Below are 23,384 nucleotides of genomic sequence, written 5' to 3'. Positions count from 1 at the left end.
GTTTCGTCTCAAGGAATCACCATGCTCGATGCCGTCACCGCCCTGACCCGGGGCACCCGCCTGACCTACTCGCGCGGCCTGCGCCGCTATGTCTTCGCGCCCATCGTCGTCAACCTGCTGGTTTACGGCGCCATGTTGCGCTACGTGTTGGCCAACTTCGGCGGCTGGCTGGATGGCTGGATGGCGCTCGTGCCCGGTTGGCTTGCCTGGCTCGAGTGGCTGATCTGGCCGCTGTTCGTGATCAGCCTGGTGGTGATCGTGTTCTTCACCTTCACCCTCTTGACCCACCTGATCGCCGCCCCCTTCTACGGCTTTCTGGCGGCCAAGGTGGAGGTGGTGGCCACCGGCCGGCCACCCCTGGACGACAGGGGGCTGATGAAGACCGCCGTGGACGCCCTGGGGCGCGAGCTGGTCAAGCTGGCCTATATCGCGCCCCGGGCCCTGCTGCTCCTGGTGGTGAGCTGGATTCCCGGCCTCAATCTCGTCGCCCCGCTGCTCTGGGTGCTGTTCTCGGCCTGGGTGATGGCCATCACCTACCTGGACTACCCCATGGACAACAACAAGGTGACCTTCGCCGATATGCGCCGCCGCCTGGCGTCGCGCTGGTGGCAGAGCCTCACCTTTGGCGGCTGCGTGACCCTGGTGACCTGGATCCCGCTGGCCAACCTCTTCCTGCTGCCAGGCGCGGTTTCCGCTGGAGTGTTGATGTGGGATCAGCACTACCGTGGACTGGCTGTCTCAGCGGCTCGTTGAGACCTTCTGGGGGGCCTCTGCCCTGAGCCGTACGGCGGGAAACAGGCAGCAAAAGCGGGCGCCCTGGCCGGGCAGCGAGTCGATCTCCAGCCGGGCGTCGTGGCGCAGCAGCACGTGCTTGACGATGGCCAGTCCCAGCCCGGTACCGCCGGTGGCGGCGCTGCGGCCCTTGTCGACCCGATAGAAGCGCTCGGTGAGCCTCGGCAGGTGAACCGGGTCGATGCCCTTGCCGTTGTCCTCCACCTCAAGGCTGGCGCCGTCCCCCCTGGGCTGCCAGCGCAGCACGATGCGGCTGCCCTCGGGGGTATAGCGCACCGCATTGAAGGCCAGGTTGGAGAGGGCGCTGCGGATCTCCTGTTCGCTGCCGAGCAGCGCCCTGGGCTCCACCAGCTCCACGTCGATGGTGTGGCGGCCGGCTGAGAGCGCTGCGGCGTCGTGCTGTACGCTGGCCAGCAGTGATGCCATCGCCAGGGGGGCGTGGTCCTCGCCGCCGCGATCGATCTCCAGTCGCGACAGCAGCAGCAGGTCGCTCACCAGGTTCTGCATGCGTGCCGTCTGCTCCTGCATCCGGGGCAGTCCCCGGGCGAAGCGCGGCGACAGCTGGTCGGCGTAGGTAGCGTAGGTCTCCAGGTAGCCGGCCAGCACGGTGAGCGGGGTCCGCAGCTCGTGGGAGACGTTGGCCACGAAGTCGCGGCGCATCTCCTCCAGGCGGTGCAGGCGGGTGATATCGCGGGCCATCAGCAGCCGCTCATCGTCGCCGTAGAGGGTAATCTGGAATTGCAGCACCATCTGTTCGTCGATGGGCGAGGGCAGGGTCAGCGGCTCGCGGTAGTCGCGGGCGTGGAAGTAGTCGATAAAGCGCGGGTCCCGCAGCAGGTTGGTGATGTGGTGGCCGCGGTCATGGGTGGTGCGCAGTCCCAACATGCGCTCGGCGGCGCTGTTCCACCACTCCATGTCGCCGTGGCGGTCGAGCATCACCACGCTGTCGCGCATTGCTTCGGAGGACTCCTGGATGCGTTTGATGATGCCCAGCAGTCGCTCCTGGGTGTGGCGCTGCCCCTTCTGGTAGCGATAAAGTCGGTCAAACAGCTCGCCCCACACCCCCGTGGTGGCAGGGGGCTCGGCCTGGGGCGTGAGGGTCAGCCAGCGGTGGAGTCGGCGAAGCTGGTGCAGATGAAAGGCCAGGCAGGCGGCCAGGCCCAAGGCCAGGCCGGCCCAGGCATGTGACAGCAGCCAGCCGACCAGCAGGCCGCTGCCGGTCAGCAGGAGGAGACGCCACAGTTCCCGCTTCCAGAGGCCCACGTCAGCCCTTGGCGGAGAACCGGTAGCCGGTGCCACGCACCGTCTGTACCAGGTGCTGGTGGCGCTCGCCCAGGGCCTTGCGTAGGCGGCGGATATGGACGTCCACGGTGCGCTCCTCCACATAGACATTGCCGCCCCAGACCTGATCCAGCAGCTGGCCACGGGTGTAGGCACGTTCCTGGTGGGTCATGAAGAACTGCAGCAGGCGATACTCGGTGGGGCCCATCTCCACGGCACGGCCGCTGGCGCTGACCCGGTGGCTGATCGGGTCGAGCAGCAGGCCGTCCACCTCCACCGCCTCCTCGACGCCCTGGGGCGTGGCGCGGCGCAGCACCGCCTTGAGGCGGGCGACCAGCTCTCGGGGCGAGAAGGGCTTGGTGATATAGTCGTCGGCGCCGGCCTCCAGCCCCTGGATCTTGTTGTCCTCTTCGCCCTTGGCGGTAAGCATGATGATCGGCAACTCGGCGGTGGTCGGCTCGCGCTTGAGGCGGCGAGCCAGCTCGATGCCGCTGGTGCCGGGCATCATCCAGTCGAGCAGTACCAGGTCGGGCTGGTGGTCGACCACCATCGCGTGGGCGGCCTGGGCGTTGTCGGCCTCGAGCACGCGGTAGTCGGCCATCTCCAGCGCCACCGCGATCATCTCGCGGATCGGCGCCTCATCATCGACGATCAGAACGGTCTTGGCGGTCATCCGGAAGCCTCGGAGCAGTGGCGGATCGATGACGATCTCATCATGTCATCATGACACTAGCATGACAGTCCCGGCCTGGCCCTGTCAGGGCCTCCAGCCAGCGCTCGGCCTCCTCCCGGCCCCGCTCGCTGGCCGCCCGCAGGGCCCGCTCGGCCAGGGCCGACTGCCCCCAGGCGTAGGCCAGCTGACCCAGGTATAGCCAGTCCGCGCCGCTGTCGGTCCGTTGGGCCAGTGCCTCCCAGGCGGCCAGCGCCCGCTCGCGGTCCCGGGCCGCCTCCCAGGCCTGGGCGAGCAGCCGACGGTGCTCCTCGCCATCCTCCAGCTGCCCCTTGGCGAGTCCCGTCTCCAGATGCTCGGCGGCCCGCGCCGGAGTCCCGCCGGCCAGATGCAGCGCGACCAGCCGCTGCAGGTCCGCCGCCCCAGTCAGCACGCCACGGCGCCAGCCGGTCTCCCAGATCGCCACGGCGCGTACGGAGTCGCCCAGCCGCTGGGCCAGGGCCGCGGCTTCGCGCCAGGCTGCGGGATCACCCGAGCCCTCGAGCCCGGCCTCGCTCAGCGCCAGCGCCAGCTCCTCGCGGCCGGCGCGGCGGTAGACGGCGTTGGCCAGGGCCCGCTGGCTCGCCTCGGGCTGAGGCGTCACCGCCAGGGTACGGGTGACGGCATCGGCGGCCATCTCCCAGCGTTCCAGGTTGGCCAGGGCCCTGGCCAGGCGCCAGTGACCTTCCACGTCATCGGGATGACGGGCCAGCCAGTCGGCCAACAGGTCGGCGCCGCGTTCGTGCTGGCCGGCGGCCAGGCGCAGCCGCGCCTCATCGCGTTGCCAGCGGTCGCGCTGGGCAGCCTCCACGCCCGGTGTCTCCCGAGCCTCGCGCAGCCGTTCGGCCGCCACGCCGGGACGCCCGGCCCGGGCCTCGGCACCGGCCGCCAGCTGCAGGTAGAGGGCCCGCGCCCAGCGGTCGGCGGCGTTACCGCCGGACAGGCGCTCGGCCTGGAAGAGGGCGCGCGCTCCCACCGCCTCGATGTCGCCCTGCTGAAGGCGCTGCTGCAGGCTCTCGAGATCGGCGATAAAGTCGCCAGGCAGAGCGGGAGCAGCGACCGCCGGCGTGATGATCAGCAGCCAACCGGTGGCGCACAGGGTGGCGAGTCGCATTGCCAACATGGTGCTTACCTCAGCTGAAACTCCAGGCGCTGGCGGGCACGGCGCAGCCCCTCGGCCGGCTCGAAGCGCCAGCGTGCCACCGCCCGCCGGGCGGCGTCCTCGAAGACGTTGCGTGGCCGCGTGTCGGTGACGCGAATCGTCGAGGCGTCGACCCGTCCGTCGGGGAGGATCACGAACTCGAGCTCCACGTGTCCCTCCAGGCCACGCCGCCGGGCCTGCGGAGGGTACTCGGGCGGTACCAGGCGGGTGGGTGGGATCGCCCCCACCTCCACCGGCTCGCGGGAGGCCGGCTCGGCGCTGACCGCCGCGGGGGCGGGTGATGCCGGCTCGGCAGGCCGCGGCGTGGGTGCCGGCGACGGTGCAGGAGCCGGCTCGGCCGCAGGTTGCGGGGCCGGCTCGGCAGGTGGCTGCGGCGTGGGCTCGGGGATCGCTTCGGCGAGTTCCGGCAGTTCGATGTCCAGCTCCAGTGGCTCGACGGGCTCCGGCGGCAGCTCGGGTTCCGGCAGGGCAATGGGACTCTCGATGGGCGGTGCCGGCTCCGGCGTGGGGGGCGGTGATTCCGACATGCGGGGCGGGGCGGCCGGCGCGGCGTCGGGGGGCGACTCGGGCGATTCCGGCTCCGCCTCGGGCGCCCTGAGGCTGCTCAGCATGATGGGCTCATCGGGCAACACGAACGCTTCCTCGGGCGGCGTGACCAGCCATGCCAGCAACCCGAAGAGCACCAGCGCCATGAGCGTACCGGCCACGGCCGAGAGAGGCCCCCGGATCATGGCGTGCTCCGGGTCGCGGCCACGGCGATCTGCTCGACGCCGGCCTCGCGGAGGCGGTCCATCACCTCGATCAGCAGGCCGGTGGTGGCCTGACGGTCGGCCTGGATCACCACCCCACCGTCGCCGCTGACCAGCGCGGCCACCTCATCGCCCACCCGGTGGGCGTCCACCGGGCGGCCATCCACCCAGACGGCCCCCTCTGAGGTGATCGCCACCATCAGCTGGGCGTCGGGCTGAGGCATGGCGGCGCTGGACTCGGGGCGCTGGATCTCTATCCCACTCTCCTTGATGAAACTGGTGGTGACGATAAAGAAGATCAGCATGATGAAGACCACGTCCAGCATCGGGGTCAGGTTGACCTCACCGGTATCGTCAGCGGGTCCTCCAAGACTACGGCGTCTGCGCATGAGTGTCCTCCACGGCTTCGGCCATGCGGTCGTGCAACCACTGGTCCTCGCGCCGTATGACCTGTTCGAGTCGGCTGGTGAAGAGCAGGCCGACCACCGCCACCGCCATCCCGGCCAGGGTCGGCAGGGTCGCCCGAGCCACGCCATCGGCCATGGCCTGCGCCTGACCGGTTTCACTTAGCGCCAGGCTGTCGAACACCACGATCATCCCGGTCACGGTGCCGAGCAGCCCCAGCAACGGGCAGAGCGTCACCAGCAGCTTGAGCCAGGGCAGTGGGCGGCGCAGCCGGGTAATCAGCGCCTGGGTCCATACCTCGCGCAGGGTTCGGGCGCTCCAGCTCAAATGGTCGGGACGCGCCGCCCAGCGCTCGAACAGCCGTCGGCGAGCGCGCTGGTAGGTAATGTGGAAGAACAGCCCCCGCTCCAGCGCCAGGCTGAACAGCAGGGCCGCCACCAGGGCGATCACCACCAGGATGGCGCCGCCGGCATCGACCAAGTGGTACAGGGGCTCAATCCAGCGCGCCAGCATGGCCGTCACTCCCCTTGTGCGTGTCGTGGGGTCCACGCCGTTCGAGCCGCTCGGCCAGGGCCTCGCTGGCCTGTCCCTCCACGACGCACGCCAGCTGGCGGCTGCGTGCGACCAGGGCGGTATGGGCGAACAGCAGTGGCACCGCGGTGATCAACCCCAGCACGGTGGTCACCAGGGCCTGGCTGATGCCCCCGGCCATCAGCTGCGGGTCGCCGGTGCCGTACACGGTGATCGCCTGGAAGGTGACGATCATGCCAAGGACGGTGCCGAGCAGCCCCAGCAGCGGTGCCACCGCCGCCAGCATCTTGACCAGTCCCTGCCCTCGCTCCAGCCTGGGCTGCTCCGCCAGTACCGCCTCGTCGAGACGCGCCTCCAGCGCCTCCGGCACCGGGTCGTCGGCCAGGGAGTCGAAGCGCTTGAGGACCCGACCCAGGGGGTTGTCCTCGCGCAGCCGTCTCGGGTCGCGCAGCTGGCGGCGCATCGCCCAACTGACCCGCAGCAGATAGGTGTACTGGACCAGGGCCACCAGCAGGCCGAGGCCCCCCAGGCCCACCACGACGTAGCCCACGGCGCCGCCCTGGTGGAAGCGCTCGGTCAGGCTGGGGCGCTGGGCCAGCGCCGCGATCACCTGCCCACGGGTGGGATCCAGCACCAGGGTCTCGTCCTCGCCGGCCTGGAAGGCCGCCAGGTGTCGGGCCACGTCGGGCGGCGTGCGCGCCAGGGTGGCCAGCGTGCCATCCCCGACGCCACGCCGGAGCAGGGCGCCGTCGCTGAAGGCCATCAGATCGCCCAGGCGCACTACCTCCCGGGGAGCGATCTCGCCGCTGGCATCCGCCACCGGGGCGGTGAGACGCACGACGCGACCGGTCTCGGCGGTGAGCGCCATCAGGGCATCGCCCAGGGTCTCCACATGCTCGCGGGTCAGCACCTCGGCATCGTCCAGGCGCGGCGGTAGCGCCGGGCCACCTACCGTCAGCCAGCTGTCGGCCAGGGCATCGCGCAGCTCGCCGCTGTGGCGGGCCAGCACCCCGAGCACCGTGACGAGATCGTTGCCCTGCTCGGCCTGGGCCACCAGCGTGGCGCGGCGCTCGGCCAGCGCAGTATCGCGGGCCTGGAGTTCCGCATGGCGCGCGCTGGCATCGGCGTGGGCCTCACGGGCCTCGTTCAGGGCGGCCTGGAGGGCCTGGCCATCCTCGAGCAGCCCCTCCAGGCGGGCCAGGTCGCGCACTTCGGCGGCCTGGCGCTCGGCGCGCAGCGTCTCGAGCGGTTCGGCCTGCCCCTGGACCTGTCCGGCCAGCGCCAGCCACAGGGCTGCGAGCAGGGCAGCGCTCCACCATGTCTTGGGGCTCATGGACGCTCCTCCCCGTCGGACGCCGACTGCAGCGGTTGCGAAACCGGCAACTTCAGCAGTTCAGGGGCTCGCTGGTCGCGAGCGATGCGCAGGCCATAGCGCACCGCGCGGCGCGCCGCCTCGTCCAGCGCCACCCAGCGCGCCTCCTCGGCGCGCCAGACCCCCCCCTCGCGGCTGTCCGGTGTCAGGTAGTAGAGGCCCACCCGACCGAGGCGCAGGAACTCCACTTCACGACGCACGCCGCCGCCTCCCAGGTAGCCCCGCCAGGCGTCGAACTCGCGGCCGTAGTCGAGCTCGGTTCGCCAGGCGGCGAGGATGCGCTCCAGGCGTTCGGCCGGCGAGGCATCGGGGTCGCCCCGTCCCGCTTCCAGGCCGGCCACACGGGCCCGGCGTTCCTCGACGAGGAATGGCAGGTCCCGCTCGACCCAGCGGGCCAGACGCTCGACCAAGCTCCGCTCAAGGCCCGGCAGCGCCTCGCGGGTCTGGGCCAGGGTAGCAAACGCTGCCTCACGGCGGTCCAGGGTCTCGGCCTGGCGTTCGAGACGCTGGGCGAGTTCGGCATTTTGCTCTCTCAGCTGGCGTGTCTCCCGCTCCAGCCGCCGCAGCTCCTCGATCCGCTCCCGCACCTCGTCATCGGCGGCCTCGATGCGCTGCTGCAGCTCGGCCTGGGCACGTTGTGTCTCACCGGCTTCCTGCAGCAGCGCATCGGCACCGGCCGATGACGCCACCAGCAGCCAGAGGGCCGCGCCACACAAGAGCGGATTCCGACGGATCTCCACATCCATGCTCCCCTAGGGGTGAAACATTGGACCACCACAAAGTAAGAGTGGCGCTGAACTTCGCCGAAGCCGTCACGATAACGACCGGGGTGACACCGCTCTCAGTTCTCGACTCGAGACAGGACCAAGTGGATCCGAACGCATCAGAGGCCGCCATCATGCTGCGCTCGATCTTGTGACTGTTCTGGCGAGGCACCGGTTCCAGATGAATCGGCTTTAGCCTCAGGGCGTGGCCGGTGGCCAGAGGGTAAGGGCGATGCCGGCGAACACCAGCAGCCCCGACCAGTAGTTGTTGAGGAAGGCTTGGAAGCAGGGGTCACGCTCGCGGTGGCGGATCAGGAACTGCTGGTGCACGAAGGTGGCCGCCATGGCCGCCAGGCCCAGCCAGAAGAAGCCGCCGAAGCCCAGCCGCAGCCCCGCCCAGACCAGCAGCAGCAGAGTGAGCCCCTGCAGCAGGCCGATCATCAGCCGGTCGGCGCGGCCGAACAGCACCGCGGTGGACTTGATGCCGATCTTGAGGTCGTCGTCGCGGTCGACCATGGCGTACTGGGTGTCGTAGGCCACGGTCCAGGCGACATTGGCGGCGAACAGCAGCCAGGCCTCGAAGGGCACATGGCCCAGCACTGCGCCGAAGGCCATGGGGATTGCCCAGGAGAAGGCGGCGCCGAGGAACAGCTGGGGCAGGTGGGTGTAGCGCTTCATGAAGGGGTAGATGAAGGCCAGTGCCACCCCCACCAGGGAGAGCATCACGGTGAAGAGGTTGGTGAACCAGACCAGCACGAAGGCGGCCATCACCAGGATCAGGAACAGCGCCTGGGCCTCGCCTTCGCTGATCCGCCCGGTGGCAAGGGGGCGGTGACGGGTTCGCTTGACGTGGCCGTCAAAGTGGCGGTCGGCGTAGTCGTTGACCACGCAGCCGGCGGCACGCATCAGGTAGACCCCGGCGATGAAGATCAGCAGCACGTTGCGGCCGGGGATGCCCTCGGCGGCCACCCACAGCGCCCACAGGGTGGGCCACATCAGCAGCCAGGTGCCGATGGGACGGTTCAGGCGCATCAGCTGCAGGAAGTCGGGCACCCGGGCCAGGCCCTTGGGGTGCATCAGGGAACGGTCCATCTCTACCTCGTGAAAGTCGGCGTTTAACGGCAACTAGCCACGCAGTTTCAGGGGCTGTTCCGTCGACAAGCCTGCGAGGGGGCGCCATGAACCCTTCCCTGGGGGCTACCTAGACCATCCCTGGTCCACGGACCCCCTCTTCGGCTTGTCCCCGGCGCCCCATGCTGCGGGTTTCAGGCACTGGCCCAGAGCCTAGCGCGAAGGGAGGGCGAGGTCATCCGCCATGGCGTCCAGGAACCACTCCTGCACCAGCACCCGGAAGTCGCCGCGGCGAAACACCGAGCGGCGTCCCCAGGGGCCGCGGGCGTCATGGAAGCCCGCCGGGGCGGTCGTCACCTCGATCTCGCCGCGCGCGAGGTCCGGCTGGCGGAACAGCCAGGAGCCCAGGGAGCGCTCGCCCAGGCGGGCCAGCTCGTGTTCGGGCAGGCCCGCCAGCGGCGCCACCGAGCGCGCCACCACCCAGGGGCGCTCCCCCAGGCAGAGCGCCACCTCGCGCAGCCAGGCGCGCTGGCCGGGGACGATGCCCAGCGCCCGTGCCTCGTCGCGGCGTGGGGTGCCGAGGCGCTGGTCGAGCAGCTGGACGCGAAAGGGGCGAGGGGCGCCGGCCTCGGTGAGGCGCAGGGTCAGGGAGTCCCGGGAGCCGATCCAGCGGCACCAGGCGGGGCTCATGGTGGGCCGCGAGGCGGCCAGGGGCATCCAGTGCGCCAGGGCGCAGGTGTCGGCAGGCGGCAGGTCGGACACCGTCAGGCTCCGCGTCGATCCAGGGCCGGCTAGTGTAACATGCGGGCCAACCACGTCCCTGACCGAGGAGTTCCATGAGCGCTCCCCTGACCATCATCGGCTCCGGCATGGCCGGCATCGGCCTGCTCCGCCAGCTGCGGGCCCTGGACGCCCAACGCCCCGTCACCCTGATCACCGCCGACAGCGGCGACGATTATGCCAAGCCGCTGCTCTCCACCGGCTTCGCCAAGCGCCTGCCGCCGGATCGTCTGGCGGCGCGCAGCCCCCTGCGGGTCGCAGAGCAACTTGGCGCCGTGGTGCGCACCCATACCCGGGTCGAGGCCATCGATCTCGCGACACGCACCCTTCAGATCGGCGCCGAACGCCTGCCCTGGAGCGAGCTGGTGCTGGCCACCGGGGCGGCGCCGGCGGTGCCCTTCCCGGTGCCCGAGGCGGTGGGTGGTAGAGTCTTTTCCATCAACGACCTGGACGACTACCGCGCCTTCCATGGCACGCTGGAAGCGTTGGGGCGGCCGGGTCGGGTGGCCATCATCGGTGCCGGTCTGGTGGGCTGCGAGTTCGCCAACGACCTGCTCGCCGGCGGTCATGAGGTGAGCCTGGTGGCCCCGGAGCCAGCCCCCCTGCCGCGGCTGCTGCCGGAGCCCCTGGGGCGCGCCCTGGGCGAGGCCTTCGAGGAGGCCGGCATGCTGCTGTCGCTGGGCGTCGGGGTACGGGCGCTCGAGGCGGCCGGCGCCGACGTGGGCCTGGCCCTGGACGATGGCAGCTATCTCGAGGCCGACCTGGTGCTGGTGGCCACGGGACTCAGGCCGCGCACGGCCCTGGCCGAGGCGGCAGGCCTGGCGGTCAGCGCCGCCGGCATCCACACCGACCGTCACCTGACTACCTCGGTGCCGGGCGTTCATGCGCTGGGCGATGTGGCCTGCGTCGACGGCATGAACGCCATGTACGTGCAACCCCTGCAGGCCAGTGCCAAGGCGCTGGCGCTCACCCTCACGGGCACGCCCACCCCGGTTAGCTACGGGCCTTGGCCGGTGGTGGTCAAGACCCCGCTGCGGCCGGTGGTGGCCCTGCCGCCGGCCAGCCCACCGGCACGCTGGCGCATCGAGGGCGAGGCCGGTAACTTCACCGCCCTGGCGGAATCGGAAGACGGACGTTTGATCGGATTTGCGTTGACAGGGGCCTGTGTCCGTCGGAAAGTTGAACTGGCGCGGGTTGCACCGCCGTTGCTAGGCTAGATCCTCGACAACAAGACCCCGGCGACAGGCGCCCGGGGAGGATGCCAATACCAGGAGGGCAGTATGCGTAAGCCAGAACTCGCCGCGGCGATTGCCGAACGTGCCGATCTTTCCAAGGACAAGGCGAGCCAGGTGCTCAATGTGATCCTCGACGAGATCACCGGTAGCGTGGCCCAGGGGCAGGATGTGTCGCTGATCGGCTTCGGCACCTTCACCGTGCGAGAGCGCGCCGCGCGCACCGGCAAGAATCCCCAGACCGGCCAGCCGCTGACCATCCCGGCCAGCAAGACCGTGGCCTTCAAGCCGGGCAAGGGTCTCAAGGACGCCGTGGCCAAGTAAGGCGACGCATTGTGCCAGGCGGCCTGCTCCTGCGGTCGCGGTGGCCTTCCCCTCCATGGATTCGGTGGCGAGATCAACATGAAGCTGCGACTGATGCTCTGGCTGCTGGGCTTCCTGCTCAAGCGCGCCCTGCGCCGCAAGGCCCGCTTCCGCGAGCGGTTGACCCAGATGCGCGGCCTCGACTGGGGTATCGCCACCGAGGACCTCTCCATCGCCCGCCACTACCGCATGTCCCCAAGCGGCGTACAGAGCGCGCGCGGCCTGCCGGTGGACCTCGACCTCGAACTGCGCTTCGAGGACGAGGCCACCGCCCTCAAGGTGCTGAAGAAACCCACCCAGCAGGCCTTCCTCGACGGCATGATGGATGGCAGCGTCCGCCTGGTCGGCGATTCCGGTGACCTCCAGAAACTGCAGTCGTTGCTGAAGCATCTTTGAGGTTTCGTCGGCACTACCGTCCACCATTGAGCCTCATTGGTATCTTGCCATTCGGTATGTAATCGATGGAATGGCGGGAAACAAACTGAAGAACCCCTGCGAAATGCAAGGGCTCTGCAATCATCAAGGAGTCAAGGGGGATCCTATCGAGAGTTGTCGTAGACCCTCGGGAAAGGATCATTGATCGGGTCACTCCGGAAGCTGGGGCTAACCAGCATCACGGGAATGCTAGTCGGATGACCCCGAAAGGCCGGTTGGGTCAAGTCCCGGATATCATTGACCGGATCACTTCTCATGCTTGGACTAACCAGCCCGATGGCTCCGTTCATGGCACCGTTCGCCGTCACATGACCGCGAAAGGCCGGTTGGGTCAAGTCCCGGGGGTCGTTGACCGGATCACTTCTCATGCTTGGGCTGACCAGTTCCTCGGCGGTCACGATCACCGCCGGCAGCGTCAGCTGATCGGAGAATGCCAGAGGGCTTGCTACCAGGCTCATGGTAATGCCGAGAAGGCCAAGCTTCTTGATAAGAGTCGTGGAAATCATGATGCACCCCTCATTGTCGTTCAGTTAAGTTGTCAGGATCACTAACTGTGAATCCTTGCCACTTTGTATAGAGAGAGGGGTGATACATTACAGAGAAAACCGGGTTATTGATAACACTCTCTTCCATGGAAAAAATAGAATGTCATGTAAGGGTTTCGGTGTTTTTCCGACAAATAAGGATTTGGGTTGCGTCTTTTCCACCTTCTCGCCATTCGTCTTCACCGGGCTAGGCCCCGACGGCAGTTCTTTGACCACCGAGGCGTCCAGGTCAGCGCAGGCACATATGGCGAAGGGTGAGGAGCGGGCGGCGTGGCGGTCATCACCTCAAGGGAGGGAAATAAACGGAAAAAGCCCCTGCGAGACGCAAGGGCTATGAAAGTCATCGAGGGAAAAGCTAGTTTTGGGGTATCCATCTAACCGGACCAACCACAAGCACTTGGGGCTGGCGTGGCGCTGGACCACCACATGTTGTGCTGTTCGGTCCCGAGGTCCGTTAAAGTGGAGACCCCAGAGGCAGGTAATGCGCACAAAGCCCTTGCACAAGGCGAGGGCTTCGAAGGTCATCAGGGAGAAGCTCCTGTTCAGTTATCGGAGTTCTTCAGGAAAGGATCATTGATCGGGTTCCTCCGGAGGGAAAAGATCAATGCTCGGGTCACTCCGGAAGCTCGGGCTAATCAGCATGACGGGAATGCTGATTAGATGACCCTGAAAGGGAAAGGCCGGTTGGGTTAAGTCTTGAGGATCATTGACCGGATCGCTCCGGAAGCTCGGGCTAATCAGCATGACGGGAATGCTGGTTAGATGACCCCCCCAGAAGGCAGCTTGGGTGAAGTCTCGAGGATCATTGATCGGATCGCTCCTCATGCTCAGACTGGCCAGCTGCTCAGCGGTAATGGTCACCGCCGGCAGGGTCACCTCCTCGGAGAATGCCAGCGGGCTGGCCACCAGACCCATGGAAACGCCGAGAATGCCAAGCTTCTTGATAAAGTTTGTGGAAATCATGATGCACCTCCCAGTTCATGGTCGTTCAGGAAAAACCGGGATCGGCAGGTGTTTCTTATCCCATCGATTTAATAGAATACTGGCGTGTCACTATGAGGCCTGCCAATTCAAAAAAAATCAATGACTTACTGCATCGGCTGTCGAACTCGGGGGAAAATCACAAAGAGCACAAATCGTGGCTCTGATAGTGTAGTAGGGAGCGGCGGGATGCGACTTACAAAGTTTCCGGATTTTAAATACTATTTTATCCATTTCATGGAATGAAATGTTATATAAGGGCTCTTCGTCGTTGGGTGTGGAATCCGCCCTCGGTGCTGGGCCACCATAGAGCCTCCACGATGACAGGAGGTATGGCATGGACGGCACCCAGATTCTGACCCTCGGCCTGTGATCTTGCCCACCAACAGTGGACACCCCGTTAAGGTATTACACTCAACGAGGTGACCCATGGCAAAGCAAGCTACCCCGATGAAGAAGACACGTACGCGTTACTCGGATGCCTACCGCGAGGAGGCACTCGCTCTTGCTGACCGAGTGGGGGCTGCTGCTGCCGCCCGTGAGCTGGGCCTGCAGCCCAGCCAGCTCTATCAATGGCGCGCCAAGGCCCAGCAGAAGAAGAACACCTCCGAGCGTGAGCAATCACTGGCGGATGAGAATGCCCGGCTGAAGCGGCAACTCGCTGAAATGTCGGAGGAACTGGCCATCACAAAAAAGGCCGCGGTGTACTTTGCGAAGAGCCTGAAGTGAAGTACGCCTTTATCCAGCAGCATCGCCAGGCATTCAGTACCCAGCGTATGTGCGCCGTGCTCGGTGTGGCACGCAGCGGCTACTACGCCTGGCGACGGCGTGGTGGCGAACCGTCCCCGCGGCGCCGCCAGCAGGCCATCACCGACCAGCGTGTGGCTCAGGCCTTTCAGCAGGGCAAGGGGCGCTCAGGCGCCCCCAGGCTGACCCACGACCTGAACGATGCCGGCGTGTCGGTCTGCCGGAATACGGTGGCTGCCAGCCTCCGACGGCAAGAACTCCGGGCGAAAGCGGCTCGCAAGTACAAGGCCACCACGAACTCACGGCATGGCCTGCCCGTGGCCCCCAACCTGCTGAAACAGGACTTTACCGCCGATGCGCCGAACCAGAAATGGGTCGGCGACATCACCTACCTGGCGACCGGTGAAGGTTGGCTCTACCTGGCCGTGCTGATCGACTTGTACTCACGCAAGGTTATCGGCTGGGCGATGAGCGAGCGCATGACCGCTGACCTGGTCGGCGATGCCCTGCAGATGGCCCTGTGGGGCCGCAAGATGCCCAAGGGCGTGATCGTTCACTCCGACCGCGGGAGCCAGTATTGCTCGACGCTGTACCAGTCGCTGCTGATCCGGCACGAGCTCCAGTGCAGCATGAGCGCCAAGGGCAACTGCTACGACTGTTAGTCTTTCAGTGTCGGATTCATGATGTATCCGGAAGACCTGGTCTTGGTGGCTTGACCCTTGTCTACGATTGGCCATTGCATGCCTTTGCATTGATCTGTCAGCCCCAGGTCGGGCGCCTGATCCAGCCCGGCTGAGCTGTGACTTAATAGGAGCCTGGAGACTTTTATCTCATGACAGTCCTGTCCGCTTGCCGGCCCTGGAGAAAACAACTCGACATATTCGGAGGCTGTCATGACTGGTCTATCTTTGCCTGATGTTTTGCCTTCCGGCCATATCGTCGTCGGAGTAGATACACATAAGCATGTTCATGTCGCTGCCGTATTGGATACAACCGCAGGCCCACGATCAACACTTTCGATCTCCGCCGATCGTCAAGGGTTCGAGATATTACTGGTCTGGGCAGGCTCATTTGGCCGGATCATTGCCTTTGGCATTGAAGGAACCGGATCATACGGCGCCTCCCTGACCTCCTTCGTTCGTCAGCATGATTTTCATGTCATCGAGGTCAGCCGTCCAGATCGACGCCTCAGGCGGCTTAACGGAAAATCCGATACCCTGGATGCCGAGCATGCTGCCCGTGCTGTTCTGTCTGGTGCTGCGACTGCCATACCCAAGATGGCGAGCGGTACTGCCGAGATGGTTCGGCAGCTCAAGGTGGCATATGACTCGGCCATCAAGGCCCGCACAGCGTCGATGGTGACCCTCAAGGCGATGCTGATCCATGCGCCGGAAGATCTGCGAGCCAGTACTGAGGGCAAAACGCCGGTCACCATCGCACGCACGCTCGCCAGGCTAAGGCCTGGCTCCTTGAGGGACACGGCAGACAGTATCAGGCATGTGCTTCGAACTTTGTCTCGACGCTGGCTTTCGCTAGATGAGGAAGCTAAAACACTGGACAAGATGATTCACGACCTCGTTCAGAAGGCTGTACCTCAGCTTGTAGAAGCCTATGGAATTAGCACTCACATTGCAGCAGAGATATTGATTGTTGTAGGAGATAACCCCGAACGAATAAAATCTGAAGCGGCATTGGCAAAGCTGGCAGGTGTCAGCCCTATTCCCGCCTCCTCAGGCATGACATCGGGCCGTTATAGAATCAACAGAGGTGGACACAGGCAGCTCAATGCTGCCATTTATCGAGCAGCGATTGTGCGTATGCGAAGCCATGAACCTACCAAGGCATATGTCGCACGAAGAACCGCAGAGGGTAAAACAAAACGTGATATTGTCAGGTGCCTTAAGCGCTACATCATTCGTGAAGTTTACCGGCTCCTCCAGCATGGCTGCAACTTAGCGGAATACACGACTTGACATATATAGGAGCATCAATGCGTGCGCCGAGAGTTTCTTCCACAGCCTCAAGGTCGAGGCCATCCATGGCGAGCGATTCGAGACGCGGAACGCCATGCGACGACAGGTATTCGAGTACATTGAGTTGGACTACAACCGGCAGCGCCGGCACAGTGCAGCCGGGATGATCAGCCCAGAGGCCTTCGAGGCCCGAATGATCGCTTAGATCGGTGTCCACCAATGCTGGGTAAGATCACTGGGCCTGCAAGCGCCCTGGGTTCTCAAGGACCAGCACCTGGATACCTCCGGTCGCCCCACCGCCTGGACCTCTATGTCGAGGCCGAGCGTGGCAGCCTCTACCCCTGTCCGGAGTGCGGCGAGGCCTGTCCGGCCCACGACTTCGCCGACAAGACGTGGCGGCACCTGAACTTCTTCCAACACCACTGCTACCTGCACGCTCGCGTGCCCCGCACCAAGTGCCCCGAGCATGGCGACAAGCGCATTGAGGTGCCTTGGGCGCGGCCGGGCAGCGACTTCACCCTGCTGTTCGAGCAAGCCGCCATGTCGCTGGTCAAGGAGATGCCGGTGCTGGCCGTCTCTCGGCAGCTGGAGATCTCCGACAAGCGGCTGTGGCGCATCGTGCACCACACCGTGGGCCGTATGCTGGGCGAGCTGGACCTGTCCCGTGTAAGCACTGTCGGCGTGGACGAGACGGCCTCCCGGCGTGGCCAGCGCTACGTCACGGTGTTCCTCGACATGCAGCGCAAGCAGGAGCCGGTGGTCTTCGCCGTCCCAGGCCACGGCAAGGACGCCATCAAGGCCTTCAGCGCCTTCCTGGTGGCGCATGGCGGCGACCCGGACAACGTAGTCGAGGTGGTCTGCGACATGTCACAGGCGTTCCTCAGCGGCGTTGCCGAGAACCTGCCCCACGCCGAGGTAACGGTCGACTGGTTCCACATCGTGCAGACCTTCACCAAGGCCCTGGACGAGGTCCGCAAGAAGGAGCGCCGTGAGAAGGAACACCCCAAGTCCCTGCGGTGGGCGCTGCTGAAGAGCCTGGACAACGAGATCCTGACGCCCAAGCAGCTGGCTGCCCTTCAGGAGCTGGTCGCCGATCAGAGCGCCCCTGCCGATGCCTGGGTGATCAAGGAGAAGCTGCGCTGGATCCAGAAGGCCCCGACACCGCGAGCGGCCCGATGGCGCATCACGAACTACCTCAAGATCATGCGAGCAGCGGTCACCGACACGCCGCTGCTCAAGCCGATGGCGAAGGCCCTGACGACGCTGGAGCGGCATGCCGAGGCGGTGGTCAGACGCTGGGTCTCGGGACTGACGAACGCACGACTGGAAGGCATGAATGGCCTGTTCCAGGCCGCTCGGTCACGCGCACGCGGCTACCGGAATGAGGCCAACTTCATCGCCATGATCTACTTGATCGGCAGCCGGTGGGCCGCCTGCTCGATCAGGCCAAATCCACATGAGGTGACGAAGAACCCTATTTTATCGCCCAGGACATTCACGAGCGGGCCAGCTCCTCGCATTCCCCCTATTCGTCGCTGATCGAAGCGTTTTTCCACCAGGATGTGCTTTTCCGTTGCCAGCGGTTGCTCCAGCAGCAGGGGCATGCCTGCAAGCGGCTGGCAAGGGCCTTGCTGCTCAATCGACCCTTCGAGCATGACCGGAGCGAGCAGGCGCTGGAAGACCTGCGCGCCTCCATCGACCATCTGCACACCCACCAGCAGCCCGAGTGGCATGCCTTGATGCCGCCGCTGGCGGTGCTCGCCAACAATCTCGCCGCCCTGGAGGCGCAGTTGTCCAGCGCCGAGCATCCTGAGGTGGCCCTGCCCGAGTCCGATGCCAGCCTCCATGACCGAACGCTGCACGGCCCGCGGGATGCCTGGGAGCGACTGTGTGCCAATCTGACCCTGAGCTCGCCTATCCTGCGTCACGCCATACGGATGCCTATCGCCCTGCTGGCCGGTTATGCCTTGCTGCAGGCCTTTGATCCCACCCAGGGGTTCTGGATACTGCTTACCACGGTGTTCGTCTGCCGCCCCGACTTCGCAGCGACCCAATCCGTTCTCGTCCAGCGTATCCTCGGCACCGTGCTCGGCCTGGTGGTGGGTTGGGCGCTGATCTCGCTGTTTCCCCAGATGCTGGCTCAGTCGGCGATCGCCGTGATGGCCGGAGTGATGTTCTTCGCCAGTCGCCAGACACACTACACGCTGGCCACGGCGGCCATTACCCTGCTCGTGCTGTGCAGCTTCAACCAGGTGGGTGATGGCTTCGACCTGATTTGGCCGCGGCTGTTCGATACCCTGATCGGCGTCCTGATCGCCGGGTTGGCCGTGCTATGGATACTGCCCGATTGGGGGGGGGCGTCGCCTCTATCGCCAGGCCGCGACTACCCTGGTCAGCCAGCGTCATTACCTGGAAGAGATCGTCCGCCAGTACGCTACTGGCAAGCAGGACGATCTGAGCTATCGCCTGGCGCGACGCAATGCCCATAATGCCGATGCCGCGCTGTCGGCCCTGCTGACCAGGATGCTTCACGAGCCCCGCCGCTACCGGGGGCACGATGTGGACGACGGCCTGCGTTTCCTGGCGCTTTCCCATACCCTTCTGGGCTACCTGTCGGCGCTGGGTGCCCACCGTCTCCGCCAGGTCGACGACCAACGGGATCGCGACGTGACAGAACTGGCCGAACGGGTGGCCGAGATTCTTGGCCGCCTGGCCGAGCAGCTGGCGGCACACCAGCCCATCAGCGGACTGCAAGCCGAGTTGACCCGCCTGCGGGAGCGACTCGATGCCCTGGCATCCAGCGCTAGAGATGACGACACGACCTATTGGCCGATGCGTCACCAGCTCCGCCTGGTCTGTCGCCAACTGGAACCCCTCGGCGAGGCGGCCAATCGCCTGGTGGCGCCCACTGGGGAAGACAGTGGACCTACCCCGGCGCGAGTCTAGACCTGCCCGTAGCGGCCGGCCTCCTCGCCCAGCCAGCGCCTGACCAGCGGCCGGCTCGCTTCCGGGTGGCTGGCCAGCAGCGCCTCGGCCAGCGGAGCGACCCGCTCGAGCAGGTCGGCGTCGCGCTCCAGGTCGGCGATCTTCATCTGGGCCAGGCCGGTCTGGCGGGTGCCCAGCACCTCGCCGGGGCCGCGTAGCTCCAGGTCCTTCTCGGCGATGCGAAAGCCATCGTTGGTCTCGCGCATCACCGCCAGGCGCTGCTTGGAGTGGGCCGACAGCGGCGGATGGTAAAGCAGCACGCAGAAACTCACCGTGGAGCCTCGCCCCACGCGCCCACGCAGCTGATGCAGCTGGGAGAGCCCCAGCCGCTCGGGGTTCTCGATGATCATCAGGCTGGCGTTGGGCACGTCGACCCCCACCTCGATCACCGTGGTGGCCACCAGCAGGTCCAGCTCGCCGGCCTTGAAGGCATCCATCACCGCGGCCTTCTCGGTGGCCTTCATGCGCCCGTGGACCAGGCCGATGGCGAGCTCCGGCAGTGCCTCGGTGAGCTCGTCGCGGGTCGCCTCGGCGGCCTGGCACTCCAGCACCTCGGACTCCTCGATCAGGGTGCAGACCCAGTAGGCCTGGCGGCCCTCGGCGCAGGCTTGGCGAATGCGCGCCACCACCTCGGGGCGCCGTTCGTCGGGCATCGCCACCGTCTTCACCGGGGTGCGCCCGGGGGGCAGCTCGTCGATCACCGAGACGTCCAGGTCGGCGAAGGCGCTCATCGCCAGGGTGCGGGGAATGGGGGTAGCGGTCATCACCAGCTGGTGGGGGGTCAGGCCGCCGGCCTCGCCCTTCTCACGCAGGGCCAGGCGCTGGTGCACCCCGAAGCGGTGCTGTTCATCGATGATCGCCAGGCCCAGGCGCTGGAAGTGCACGTCGCCCTGGAACAGGGCGTGGGTGCCCACCACCATGCGCGCGCGGCCGTCCTGGATGGCCGCCTTGGTGTCCAGACGCCCCTTGCCTTTGAGCTTGCCGGAGAGCCAGGCCACCTCGATGCCGAGCGGTTCGAACCAGGCCCGGAAGGCGCGATAGTGCTGCTCGGAAAGGATCTCGGTGGGCGCCATCATCGCCGCCTGGCAGTCGCCGGCGATGGCGGTCAGGGCCGCCATGGCGGCCACCACCGTCTTGCCGGAGCCCACGTCACCCTGCACCAGGCGCAGCGTGGGCACATCCCTGGCCAGATCGGCGCCGATCTCGTCCAGCACCCGGCGCTGGGCGCCGGTCAGCGAGAAGGGCAGCTGGGTCAGGAAGCGCGCCTGCAGGCCGCGCCCGGAGGGCAGCGCCGGGGCGCCATCCTCCTGGATGTGCTGGCGCACCGCCTGCAGGCTCAGGCGGTGCGCCAGCAGCTCCTCCAGGGCCAGGCGCCGGGCGGCCGGATGGCGGCCGCTGGCCAGCTGCTCGGGGTTTACCTCCGGCGGCGGCTGGTGCAGCACATGCAGGCAGTGGTGCAGCTCGGGCAGGCTAAAACGGGCACGCAGGTCGGCGGTGATCCAGTCCGGCAGTGCCTCGGGGTGCGCCTCCAGGAGCTCCAGGGCCTGTTCGATCAGCGCCCGCAGGCGAGCCTGGTGCAGCCCCTCGGTGGCGGGGTAGATGGGCGTCAGGTGGTCCTCCACCGGCGGGGCATCGGCCTTGAGCAGCCGATACTCCGGGTGGTAGATCTCGAGCCCGGTGGCGCCGGCGCGGGCCTCGCCGAAGCCGCGCAGCCAGCTGCCGGGCTGGAACTGCTGCTGCTGGGCCGGCGAGAAGTGGAAGAAGCGCAGGCTGAGCAGGCCCGAGCCGTCGCGCAGCCTCACCAGCAGGCTGCGGCGACGACCGCGCACCACCTCGGCGGCCACCACTTCACCCTCCACCACCGCCTCGTGACCGGCGCGTAGGGTGCCGATGGGGGTGATGCGGGTGCGGTCCTGGTAGCGCAGCGGCAGGTGGAACAGCAGGTCGGACACGCTCTCGATGCGCAGCCGGGCAAGCTTCAGCGCCAGCGCCTCGCCGACCCCCTTGAGTGACGTGACTGGCGCGTCGAGTGCGTTCATGCCGTCACGGATTCGGCCTCGCGGCAGCGGGCGATAGCTTCGGTCACGGCGTCGATCGCCTTGGGCCGCGGGAAGCTGGCCCGCCAGGCAATGGCCACGGTGCGCGACGGGGCGGGCGGGGCGAAGGGGCGGCTGACCAGCAGGCCGCTCTCATAGTGGACGGTGCCGATGGCCGAGCGCGGCAGCACGGTGATGCCGAGCTTGGAGGCCACCATGTGGCGAATGGTCTCCAGCGAGCCTCCCTCGGCGGTGAGGGTGTTGTTCGGGCTGGCGAGTTTCTGGCTGATGGCCGGGCATGCCTCGAGGATCTGATCCCGGAAGCAATGGCCCTCACCGAGCAGCAGCAGCCTCTCCTTGAGCAGCTCCTCCTTGTGGATGACGTCGCGCTCGGCCCAGGGGTGATCGGCGGGGATCAGCACCTCGAACTCTTCCTCGTACAAGGCCTTGGTGACCACATCGGTCTCGGTGAAGGGCAGGGCGATGATGATGGCGTCGAGCTCGCCGCTTCTCAGCTTGCGGCGCAGGTTACCGGTGAAGCCCTCCTCGATGTAGAGCGGCATCTGGGGTGCGCCCCGGCGCAATTCGGGCACCAGGTGGGGAAACAGGTAGGGGCCGATGGTATAGATGGCGCCGAGCCGCAGGGGGCTTGCCAGCTGATCCTTGCCGGCGTTGGCCAGTTCCTTGATCACGCTGGTCTGTTCCAGCACCCGCTGGGCCTGCTCGACGATCTTCTCGCCCAGCGGCGTGACCTGGACGGTGGACTTCGAGCGTTCGAACAGGGCGATGCCCAGCTCCTCCTCAAGCTTCTTCACCGCCACCGATAGGGTCGGCTGGGAGACGAAGCAGCGTTCGGCGGCGCGTCCAAAGTGGCGCTCCTGGGCCAGTGTCACGATGTAGCGGAGTTCTGTTAGAGTCATCGTGGTTGCCTTGCAGGCATCCTCTTGAAATTCCAATAGGGACTTTTTATCAGGGGGCAGGGAAAAGGTGAAGAGAACAACGCTGATTCTAGGCTGTGGGGATATCGGGATGGGACTTGGCCAGCGGCTAAAGGAGGGCGGCCAGCGGGTGGTGGGCGTGCGCCGCAACGCCGCAGCGCTGGCGGGTAGCGGCCTCGAGGCCGCCGCCGCGGACCTCACCGATCCCGCCAGTCTCGCTGCCCTGCCGGACGCGGACGTGCTGGTCTACGTGGCCAGCGCCGACCGCTTCGAGGAGGAGGCCTACCGCGCCGCCTATCCCGAGGGGCTCAAGGCAGTGCTGGCCGAGTTCGGTGCGCGCAAGCGGGTGCCGAAACGGGTCTTCTTCGTCTCCTCCACGAGCGTCTATCTCCAGCAGGCCGGCGAGGAGGTCGACGAAACCAGCCCCGCCGAGCCCACCGGTTTCGCCGGGGCGCTGATGCGCGAGGCCGAGCAGGCGCTGCTCGGCAATGAGTTGCCCGGCACCGCCGTGCGCTTCTCGGGTATCTACGGTCCCGGCCGCGACCGCCTGATTCGCCAGGTGAGCGAGGGGCGCATCGCCCCGGCCAGCCCCGCCATGTACACCAACCGCATCCATCGCGACGACTGTGCCGGGGTGCTGGCCCACCTGATCGAACGCACCCTGGCCAATGATGCGGTGGACGACCTCTATCTGGCCAGCGATTGCGAGCCGGCGCCGCTCCACGAGGTGATGAGCTGGCTGGCCAGGCAGCTCAAGGTGGAGGCCACCGAAACCATCCAGTCGCCGCTGCGCCGCCGCGCCAGCAAGCGCTGCAGCAATGCCCGCCTGCTGGCCAGTGGCTACGAGTTTCGCTACCCCAGCTACCGCGAGGGCTACGCCCAGGTGCTCAAGGAGGGCGGCTTCCTGCCCGAGAAGGCCTGATCGCCCTTGCGTGATCAGACTCGAGAGCGGTCGCTTGATCCTTTTTACCCGTGCTGCCGTTCAGAGCGGAAAACGGTAACCCAGGGTGAGGGTCTCGAAGCCATCATTCGGACGTTTTATCCCGGCGTTGGAGTAGTGGGTCAGCGCCAGGGAGAGTTCGCCGGCGGCCCAGGGCAGGCCGAGTGCCAGTCGATCCTCGAACTGGAAGGCGGTGGAGAGGTTGCGCGCCTCCACCCGGGTCTTGAGGAACAGGGCGGCACCAATGCCGGCTTCCACGAACAGGCCCCGTTCGCCGGTGAAGGTCCAGCGCAGCGCCGGCGACAGCAGTAGGGCGGCGTTGCCGTCCTGCTCCTCGCTGGAGAGCAGCAGCAGGCCGCCGCCCAGGCGCAGGGACAGCCGCTCGTGGAAGCGCTCCAGCGACCACTGACGGTCCAGTGTTGCCTTGAGGGCGGCGGTGGATTCGCTGGTGACGCCGGCGGAGAGCTCGATATCGGCAACAGCCAACTGGGCGGTGGCCGGTGCGGTAAACAAGGGGCTGGCGAGCAGGGCCGCGGCGAAGGTGGTCTTCCTGAACACTGAACGAGACATTCCCTGCTCCCGACTCTCGAGAT

General features: G+C 66.6%; 23 protein-coding genes and 3 pseudogenes. 11 read left to right on the top strand and 15 right to left on the bottom strand.

The window, feature by feature from the left end; all coding sequences use genetic code 11:
* The first annotated feature begins 21 nt into the window (after positions 1–21).
* Entirely contained in the window at positions 22–753 is a 732-nt protein-coding gene (gene cysZ / locus ACM26W_RS19460) for a sulfate transporter CysZ (protein ID WP_416138604.1), read from the top strand.
* Here the strand turns inward: cysZ and phoR are convergent.
* From phoR to ACM26W_RS19410, 10 genes are all read right to left on the bottom strand, one after another.
* Positions 739–2,055, bottom strand: a complete 1,317-nt coding sequence (gene phoR / locus ACM26W_RS19455; RefSeq protein WP_416138603.1) for a phosphate regulon sensor histidine kinase PhoR — start codon at positions 2,053–2,055, stop codon at positions 739–741. The two genes, cysZ and phoR, sit on opposite strands and share 15 nt — an antisense overlap.
* A 1-nt stretch (position 2,056) precedes the next feature.
* Positions 2,057–2,746 carry a phosphate regulon transcriptional regulator PhoB gene (gene phoB, locus ACM26W_RS19450; protein ID WP_416138602.1) on the bottom strand — a complete coding sequence of 230 codons (690 nt, stop codon included), beginning with the start codon at positions 2,744–2,746 and terminating at the stop codon, positions 2,057–2,059.
* A gap of 40 nt (positions 2,747–2,786) precedes the next feature.
* Complete coding sequence (locus ACM26W_RS19445) at positions 2,787–3,905, bottom strand: hypothetical protein (RefSeq protein ID WP_416138601.1); 1,119 nt, start codon at positions 3,903–3,905, stop codon at positions 2,787–2,789.
* Between the two features lie 5 nt (positions 3,906–3,910).
* Positions 3,911–4,675, bottom strand: a complete 765-nt coding sequence (locus ACM26W_RS19440; RefSeq protein ID WP_416138600.1) for a TonB family protein — start codon at positions 4,673–4,675, stop codon at positions 3,911–3,913.
* A complete protein-coding gene (locus tag ACM26W_RS19435) occupies positions 4,672–5,082 on the bottom strand; it encodes an ExbD/TolR family protein (protein WP_416138599.1) in 411 nt (136 codons plus the stop codon). Before ACM26W_RS19435 ends, ACM26W_RS19440 begins: the two co-directional genes overlap by 4 nt.
* Positions 5,066–5,611, bottom strand: coding sequence for a MotA/TolQ/ExbB proton channel family protein (locus ACM26W_RS19430; protein ID WP_416138598.1), 546 nt, complete (start codon positions 5,609–5,611; stop codon positions 5,066–5,068). The genes ACM26W_RS19435 and ACM26W_RS19430 overlap by 17 nt, the downstream gene beginning before the upstream one ends.
* Positions 5,592–6,962, bottom strand: a complete 1,371-nt coding sequence (locus ACM26W_RS19425; RefSeq protein ID WP_416138597.1) for a MotA/TolQ/ExbB proton channel family protein — start codon at positions 6,960–6,962, stop codon at positions 5,592–5,594. Before ACM26W_RS19425 ends, ACM26W_RS19430 begins: the two co-directional genes overlap by 20 nt.
* Positions 6,959–7,741, bottom strand: coding sequence for a DUF3450 domain-containing protein (locus ACM26W_RS19420; RefSeq protein WP_416138596.1), 783 nt, complete (start codon positions 7,739–7,741; stop codon positions 6,959–6,961). The genes ACM26W_RS19425 and ACM26W_RS19420 overlap by 4 nt, the downstream gene beginning before the upstream one ends.
* 222 nt (positions 7,742–7,963) lie before the next feature.
* Entirely contained in the window at positions 7,964–8,857 is an 894-nt protein-coding gene (gene ubiA / locus ACM26W_RS19415; RefSeq protein WP_416138594.1) for a 4-hydroxybenzoate octaprenyltransferase, read from the bottom strand.
* 192 nt (positions 8,858–9,049) lie between these two features.
* On the bottom strand, positions 9,050–9,598 hold the full coding sequence (locus tag ACM26W_RS19410) for a chorismate--pyruvate lyase family protein (protein ID WP_416138593.1): 549 nt from the start codon (positions 9,596–9,598) through the stop codon (positions 9,050–9,052).
* Between the two features lie 74 nt (positions 9,599–9,672).
* Here ACM26W_RS19410 and ACM26W_RS19405 point away from each other — a divergent pair, with 74 nt between their 5' ends.
* The 3 genes from ACM26W_RS19405 to ACM26W_RS19395 all read left to right on the top strand — a co-directional run bounded on the left by ACM26W_RS19405 (position 9,673) and on the right by ACM26W_RS19395 (position 11,607).
* On the top strand, positions 9,673–10,833 hold the full coding sequence (locus ACM26W_RS19405; protein WP_416138592.1) for an NAD(P)/FAD-dependent oxidoreductase: 1,161 nt from the start codon (positions 9,673–9,675) through the stop codon (positions 10,831–10,833).
* 63 nt (positions 10,834–10,896) lie between these two features.
* On the top strand, positions 10,897–11,172 hold the full coding sequence (locus tag ACM26W_RS19400) for an HU family DNA-binding protein (RefSeq protein WP_110069428.1): 276 nt from the start codon (positions 10,897–10,899) through the stop codon (positions 11,170–11,172).
* Between the two features lie 78 nt (positions 11,173–11,250).
* Positions 11,251–11,607 carry a hypothetical protein gene (locus tag ACM26W_RS19395; protein ID WP_416138591.1) on the top strand — a complete coding sequence of 119 codons (357 nt, stop codon included), beginning with the start codon at positions 11,251–11,253 and terminating at the stop codon, positions 11,605–11,607.
* Positions 11,608–11,750: 143 nt separating this feature from the next.
* Here the strand turns inward: ACM26W_RS19395 and ACM26W_RS19390 are convergent, their stop codons facing one another.
* Positions 11,751–12,152, bottom strand: coding sequence for a hypothetical protein (locus tag ACM26W_RS19390; protein WP_416138590.1), 402 nt, complete (start codon positions 12,150–12,152; stop codon positions 11,751–11,753).
* 609 nt (positions 12,153–12,761) lie between these two features.
* Positions 12,762–13,154 (bottom strand): hypothetical protein, encoded by a 393-nt coding sequence (locus tag ACM26W_RS19385; protein ID WP_416138589.1) that lies wholly within the window; start codon positions 13,152–13,154, stop codon positions 12,762–12,764.
* Positions 13,155–13,601: 447 nt separating this feature from the next.
* On the opposite strand from ACM26W_RS19385, the pseudogene ACM26W_RS19380 reads away from it, so the two are divergent.
* The 6 genes and pseudogenes from ACM26W_RS19380 to ACM26W_RS19355 form a co-directional block, all read left to right on the top strand.
* Positions 13,602–14,575, top strand: a pseudogene (locus ACM26W_RS19380) (IS3 family transposase); the annotation flags it as partial.
* Between the two features lie 237 nt (positions 14,576–14,812).
* A complete protein-coding gene (locus tag ACM26W_RS19375) occupies positions 14,813–15,892 on the top strand; it encodes an IS110 family transposase (protein WP_416138588.1) in 1,080 nt (359 codons plus the stop codon).
* 16 nt (positions 15,893–15,908) lie between these two features.
* Positions 15,909–16,097, top strand: a pseudogene (locus tag ACM26W_RS19370) (IS3 family transposase); the annotation flags it as partial.
* A pseudogene (locus tag ACM26W_RS19365) lies at positions 16,098–17,314 on the top strand (ISL3 family transposase); the annotation flags it as partial.
* 59 nt (positions 17,315–17,373) lie between these two features.
* Positions 17,374–18,381: an FUSC family membrane protein gene (locus ACM26W_RS19360; protein ID WP_416140927.1), complete on the top strand. Its 1,008-nt coding sequence runs from the start codon at positions 17,374–17,376 to the stop codon at positions 18,379–18,381.
* 34 nt (positions 18,382–18,415) lie between these two features.
* Positions 18,416–18,838, top strand: coding sequence for a hypothetical protein (locus tag ACM26W_RS19355; RefSeq protein WP_416138587.1), 423 nt, complete (start codon positions 18,416–18,418; stop codon positions 18,836–18,838).
* Here ACM26W_RS19355 and recG read toward each other — a convergent pair.
* Both recG and ACM26W_RS19345 read right to left on the bottom strand, forming a co-directional pair.
* On the bottom strand, positions 18,835–20,916 hold the full coding sequence (gene recG, locus ACM26W_RS19350) for an ATP-dependent DNA helicase RecG (protein ID WP_416138586.1): 2,082 nt from the start codon (positions 20,914–20,916) through the stop codon (positions 18,835–18,837). The two genes, ACM26W_RS19355 and recG, sit on opposite strands and share 4 nt — an antisense overlap.
* Positions 20,913–21,833: a LysR substrate-binding domain-containing protein gene (locus ACM26W_RS19345; protein WP_416138585.1), complete on the bottom strand. Its 921-nt coding sequence runs from the start codon at positions 21,831–21,833 to the stop codon at positions 20,913–20,915. Before ACM26W_RS19345 ends, recG begins: the two co-directional genes overlap by 4 nt.
* Before the next feature lie 67 nt (positions 21,834–21,900).
* Between ACM26W_RS19345 and ACM26W_RS19340 the strand changes: the two genes are divergently transcribed.
* Positions 21,901–22,773: an SDR family oxidoreductase gene (locus ACM26W_RS19340; protein WP_416138584.1), complete on the top strand. Its 873-nt coding sequence runs from the start codon at positions 21,901–21,903 to the stop codon at positions 22,771–22,773.
* A gap of 60 nt (positions 22,774–22,833) precedes the next feature.
* Here the strand turns inward: ACM26W_RS19340 and ACM26W_RS19335 are convergent, their stop codons facing one another.
* Positions 22,834–23,361, bottom strand: a complete 528-nt coding sequence (locus tag ACM26W_RS19335) for an acyloxyacyl hydrolase (RefSeq protein WP_416138583.1) — start codon at positions 23,359–23,361, stop codon at positions 22,834–22,836.
* Between the last annotated feature and the right edge of the window lie 23 nt (positions 23,362–23,384).

It is taken from the genome of Halomonas sp. HK25 (assembly GCF_047795635.1).
Classification (GTDB): domain Bacteria; phylum Pseudomonadota; class Gammaproteobacteria; order Pseudomonadales; family Halomonadaceae; genus Halomonas.
This window is presented reverse-complemented; position numbering and strand designations above follow the sequence as displayed.

Coding starts and splice junctions, on each gene's coding strand:
- cysZ (WP_416138604.1), top strand. CDS start 22: ATGCTCGATGCCGTCACCGCCCTGACCCGGGGCACCCGCCTGACCTAC.
- phoB (WP_416138602.1), bottom strand. CDS start 2,746: ATGACCGCCAAGACCGTTCTGATCGTCGATGATGAGGCGCCGATCCGC.
- ACM26W_RS19445 (WP_416138601.1), bottom strand. CDS start 3,905: ATGTTGGCAATGCGACTCGCCACCCTGTGCGCCACCGGTTGGCTGCTG.
- ACM26W_RS19440 (WP_416138600.1), bottom strand. CDS start 4,675: ATGATCCGGGGGCCTCTCTCGGCCGTGGCCGGTACGCTCATGGCGCTG.
- ACM26W_RS19435 (WP_416138599.1), bottom strand. CDS start 5,082: ATGCGCAGACGCCGTAGTCTTGGAGGACCCGCTGACGATACCGGTGAG.
- ACM26W_RS19430 (WP_416138598.1), bottom strand. CDS start 5,611: ATGCTGGCGCGCTGGATTGAGCCCCTGTACCACTTGGTCGATGCCGGC.
- ACM26W_RS19425 (WP_416138597.1), bottom strand. CDS start 6,962: ATGAGCCCCAAGACATGGTGGAGCGCTGCCCTGCTCGCAGCCCTGTGG.
- ubiA (WP_416138594.1), bottom strand. CDS start 8,857: ATGGACCGTTCCCTGATGCACCCCAAGGGCCTGGCCCGGGTGCCCGAC.
- ACM26W_RS19405 (WP_416138592.1), top strand. CDS start 9,673: ATGAGCGCTCCCCTGACCATCATCGGCTCCGGCATGGCCGGCATCGGC.
- ACM26W_RS19400 (WP_110069428.1), top strand. CDS start 10,897: ATGCGTAAGCCAGAACTCGCCGCGGCGATTGCCGAACGTGCCGATCTT.
- ACM26W_RS19395 (WP_416138591.1), top strand. CDS start 11,251: ATGAAGCTGCGACTGATGCTCTGGCTGCTGGGCTTCCTGCTCAAGCGC.
- ACM26W_RS19390 (WP_416138590.1), bottom strand. CDS start 12,152: ATGATTTCCACGACTCTTATCAAGAAGCTTGGCCTTCTCGGCATTACC.
- ACM26W_RS19385 (WP_416138589.1), bottom strand. CDS start 13,154: ATGATTTCCACAAACTTTATCAAGAAGCTTGGCATTCTCGGCGTTTCC.
- ACM26W_RS19375 (WP_416138588.1), top strand. CDS start 14,813: ATGACTGGTCTATCTTTGCCTGATGTTTTGCCTTCCGGCCATATCGTC.
- ACM26W_RS19355 (WP_416138587.1), top strand. CDS start 18,416: ATGCTTCACGAGCCCCGCCGCTACCGGGGGCACGATGTGGACGACGGC.
- recG (WP_416138586.1), bottom strand. CDS start 20,916: ATGAACGCACTCGACGCGCCAGTCACGTCACTCAAGGGGGTCGGCGAG.
- ACM26W_RS19345 (WP_416138585.1), bottom strand. CDS start 21,833: ATGACTCTAACAGAACTCCGCTACATCGTGACACTGGCCCAGGAGCGC.
- ACM26W_RS19335 (WP_416138583.1), bottom strand. CDS start 23,361: ATGTCTCGTTCAGTGTTCAGGAAGACCACCTTCGCCGCGGCCCTGCTC.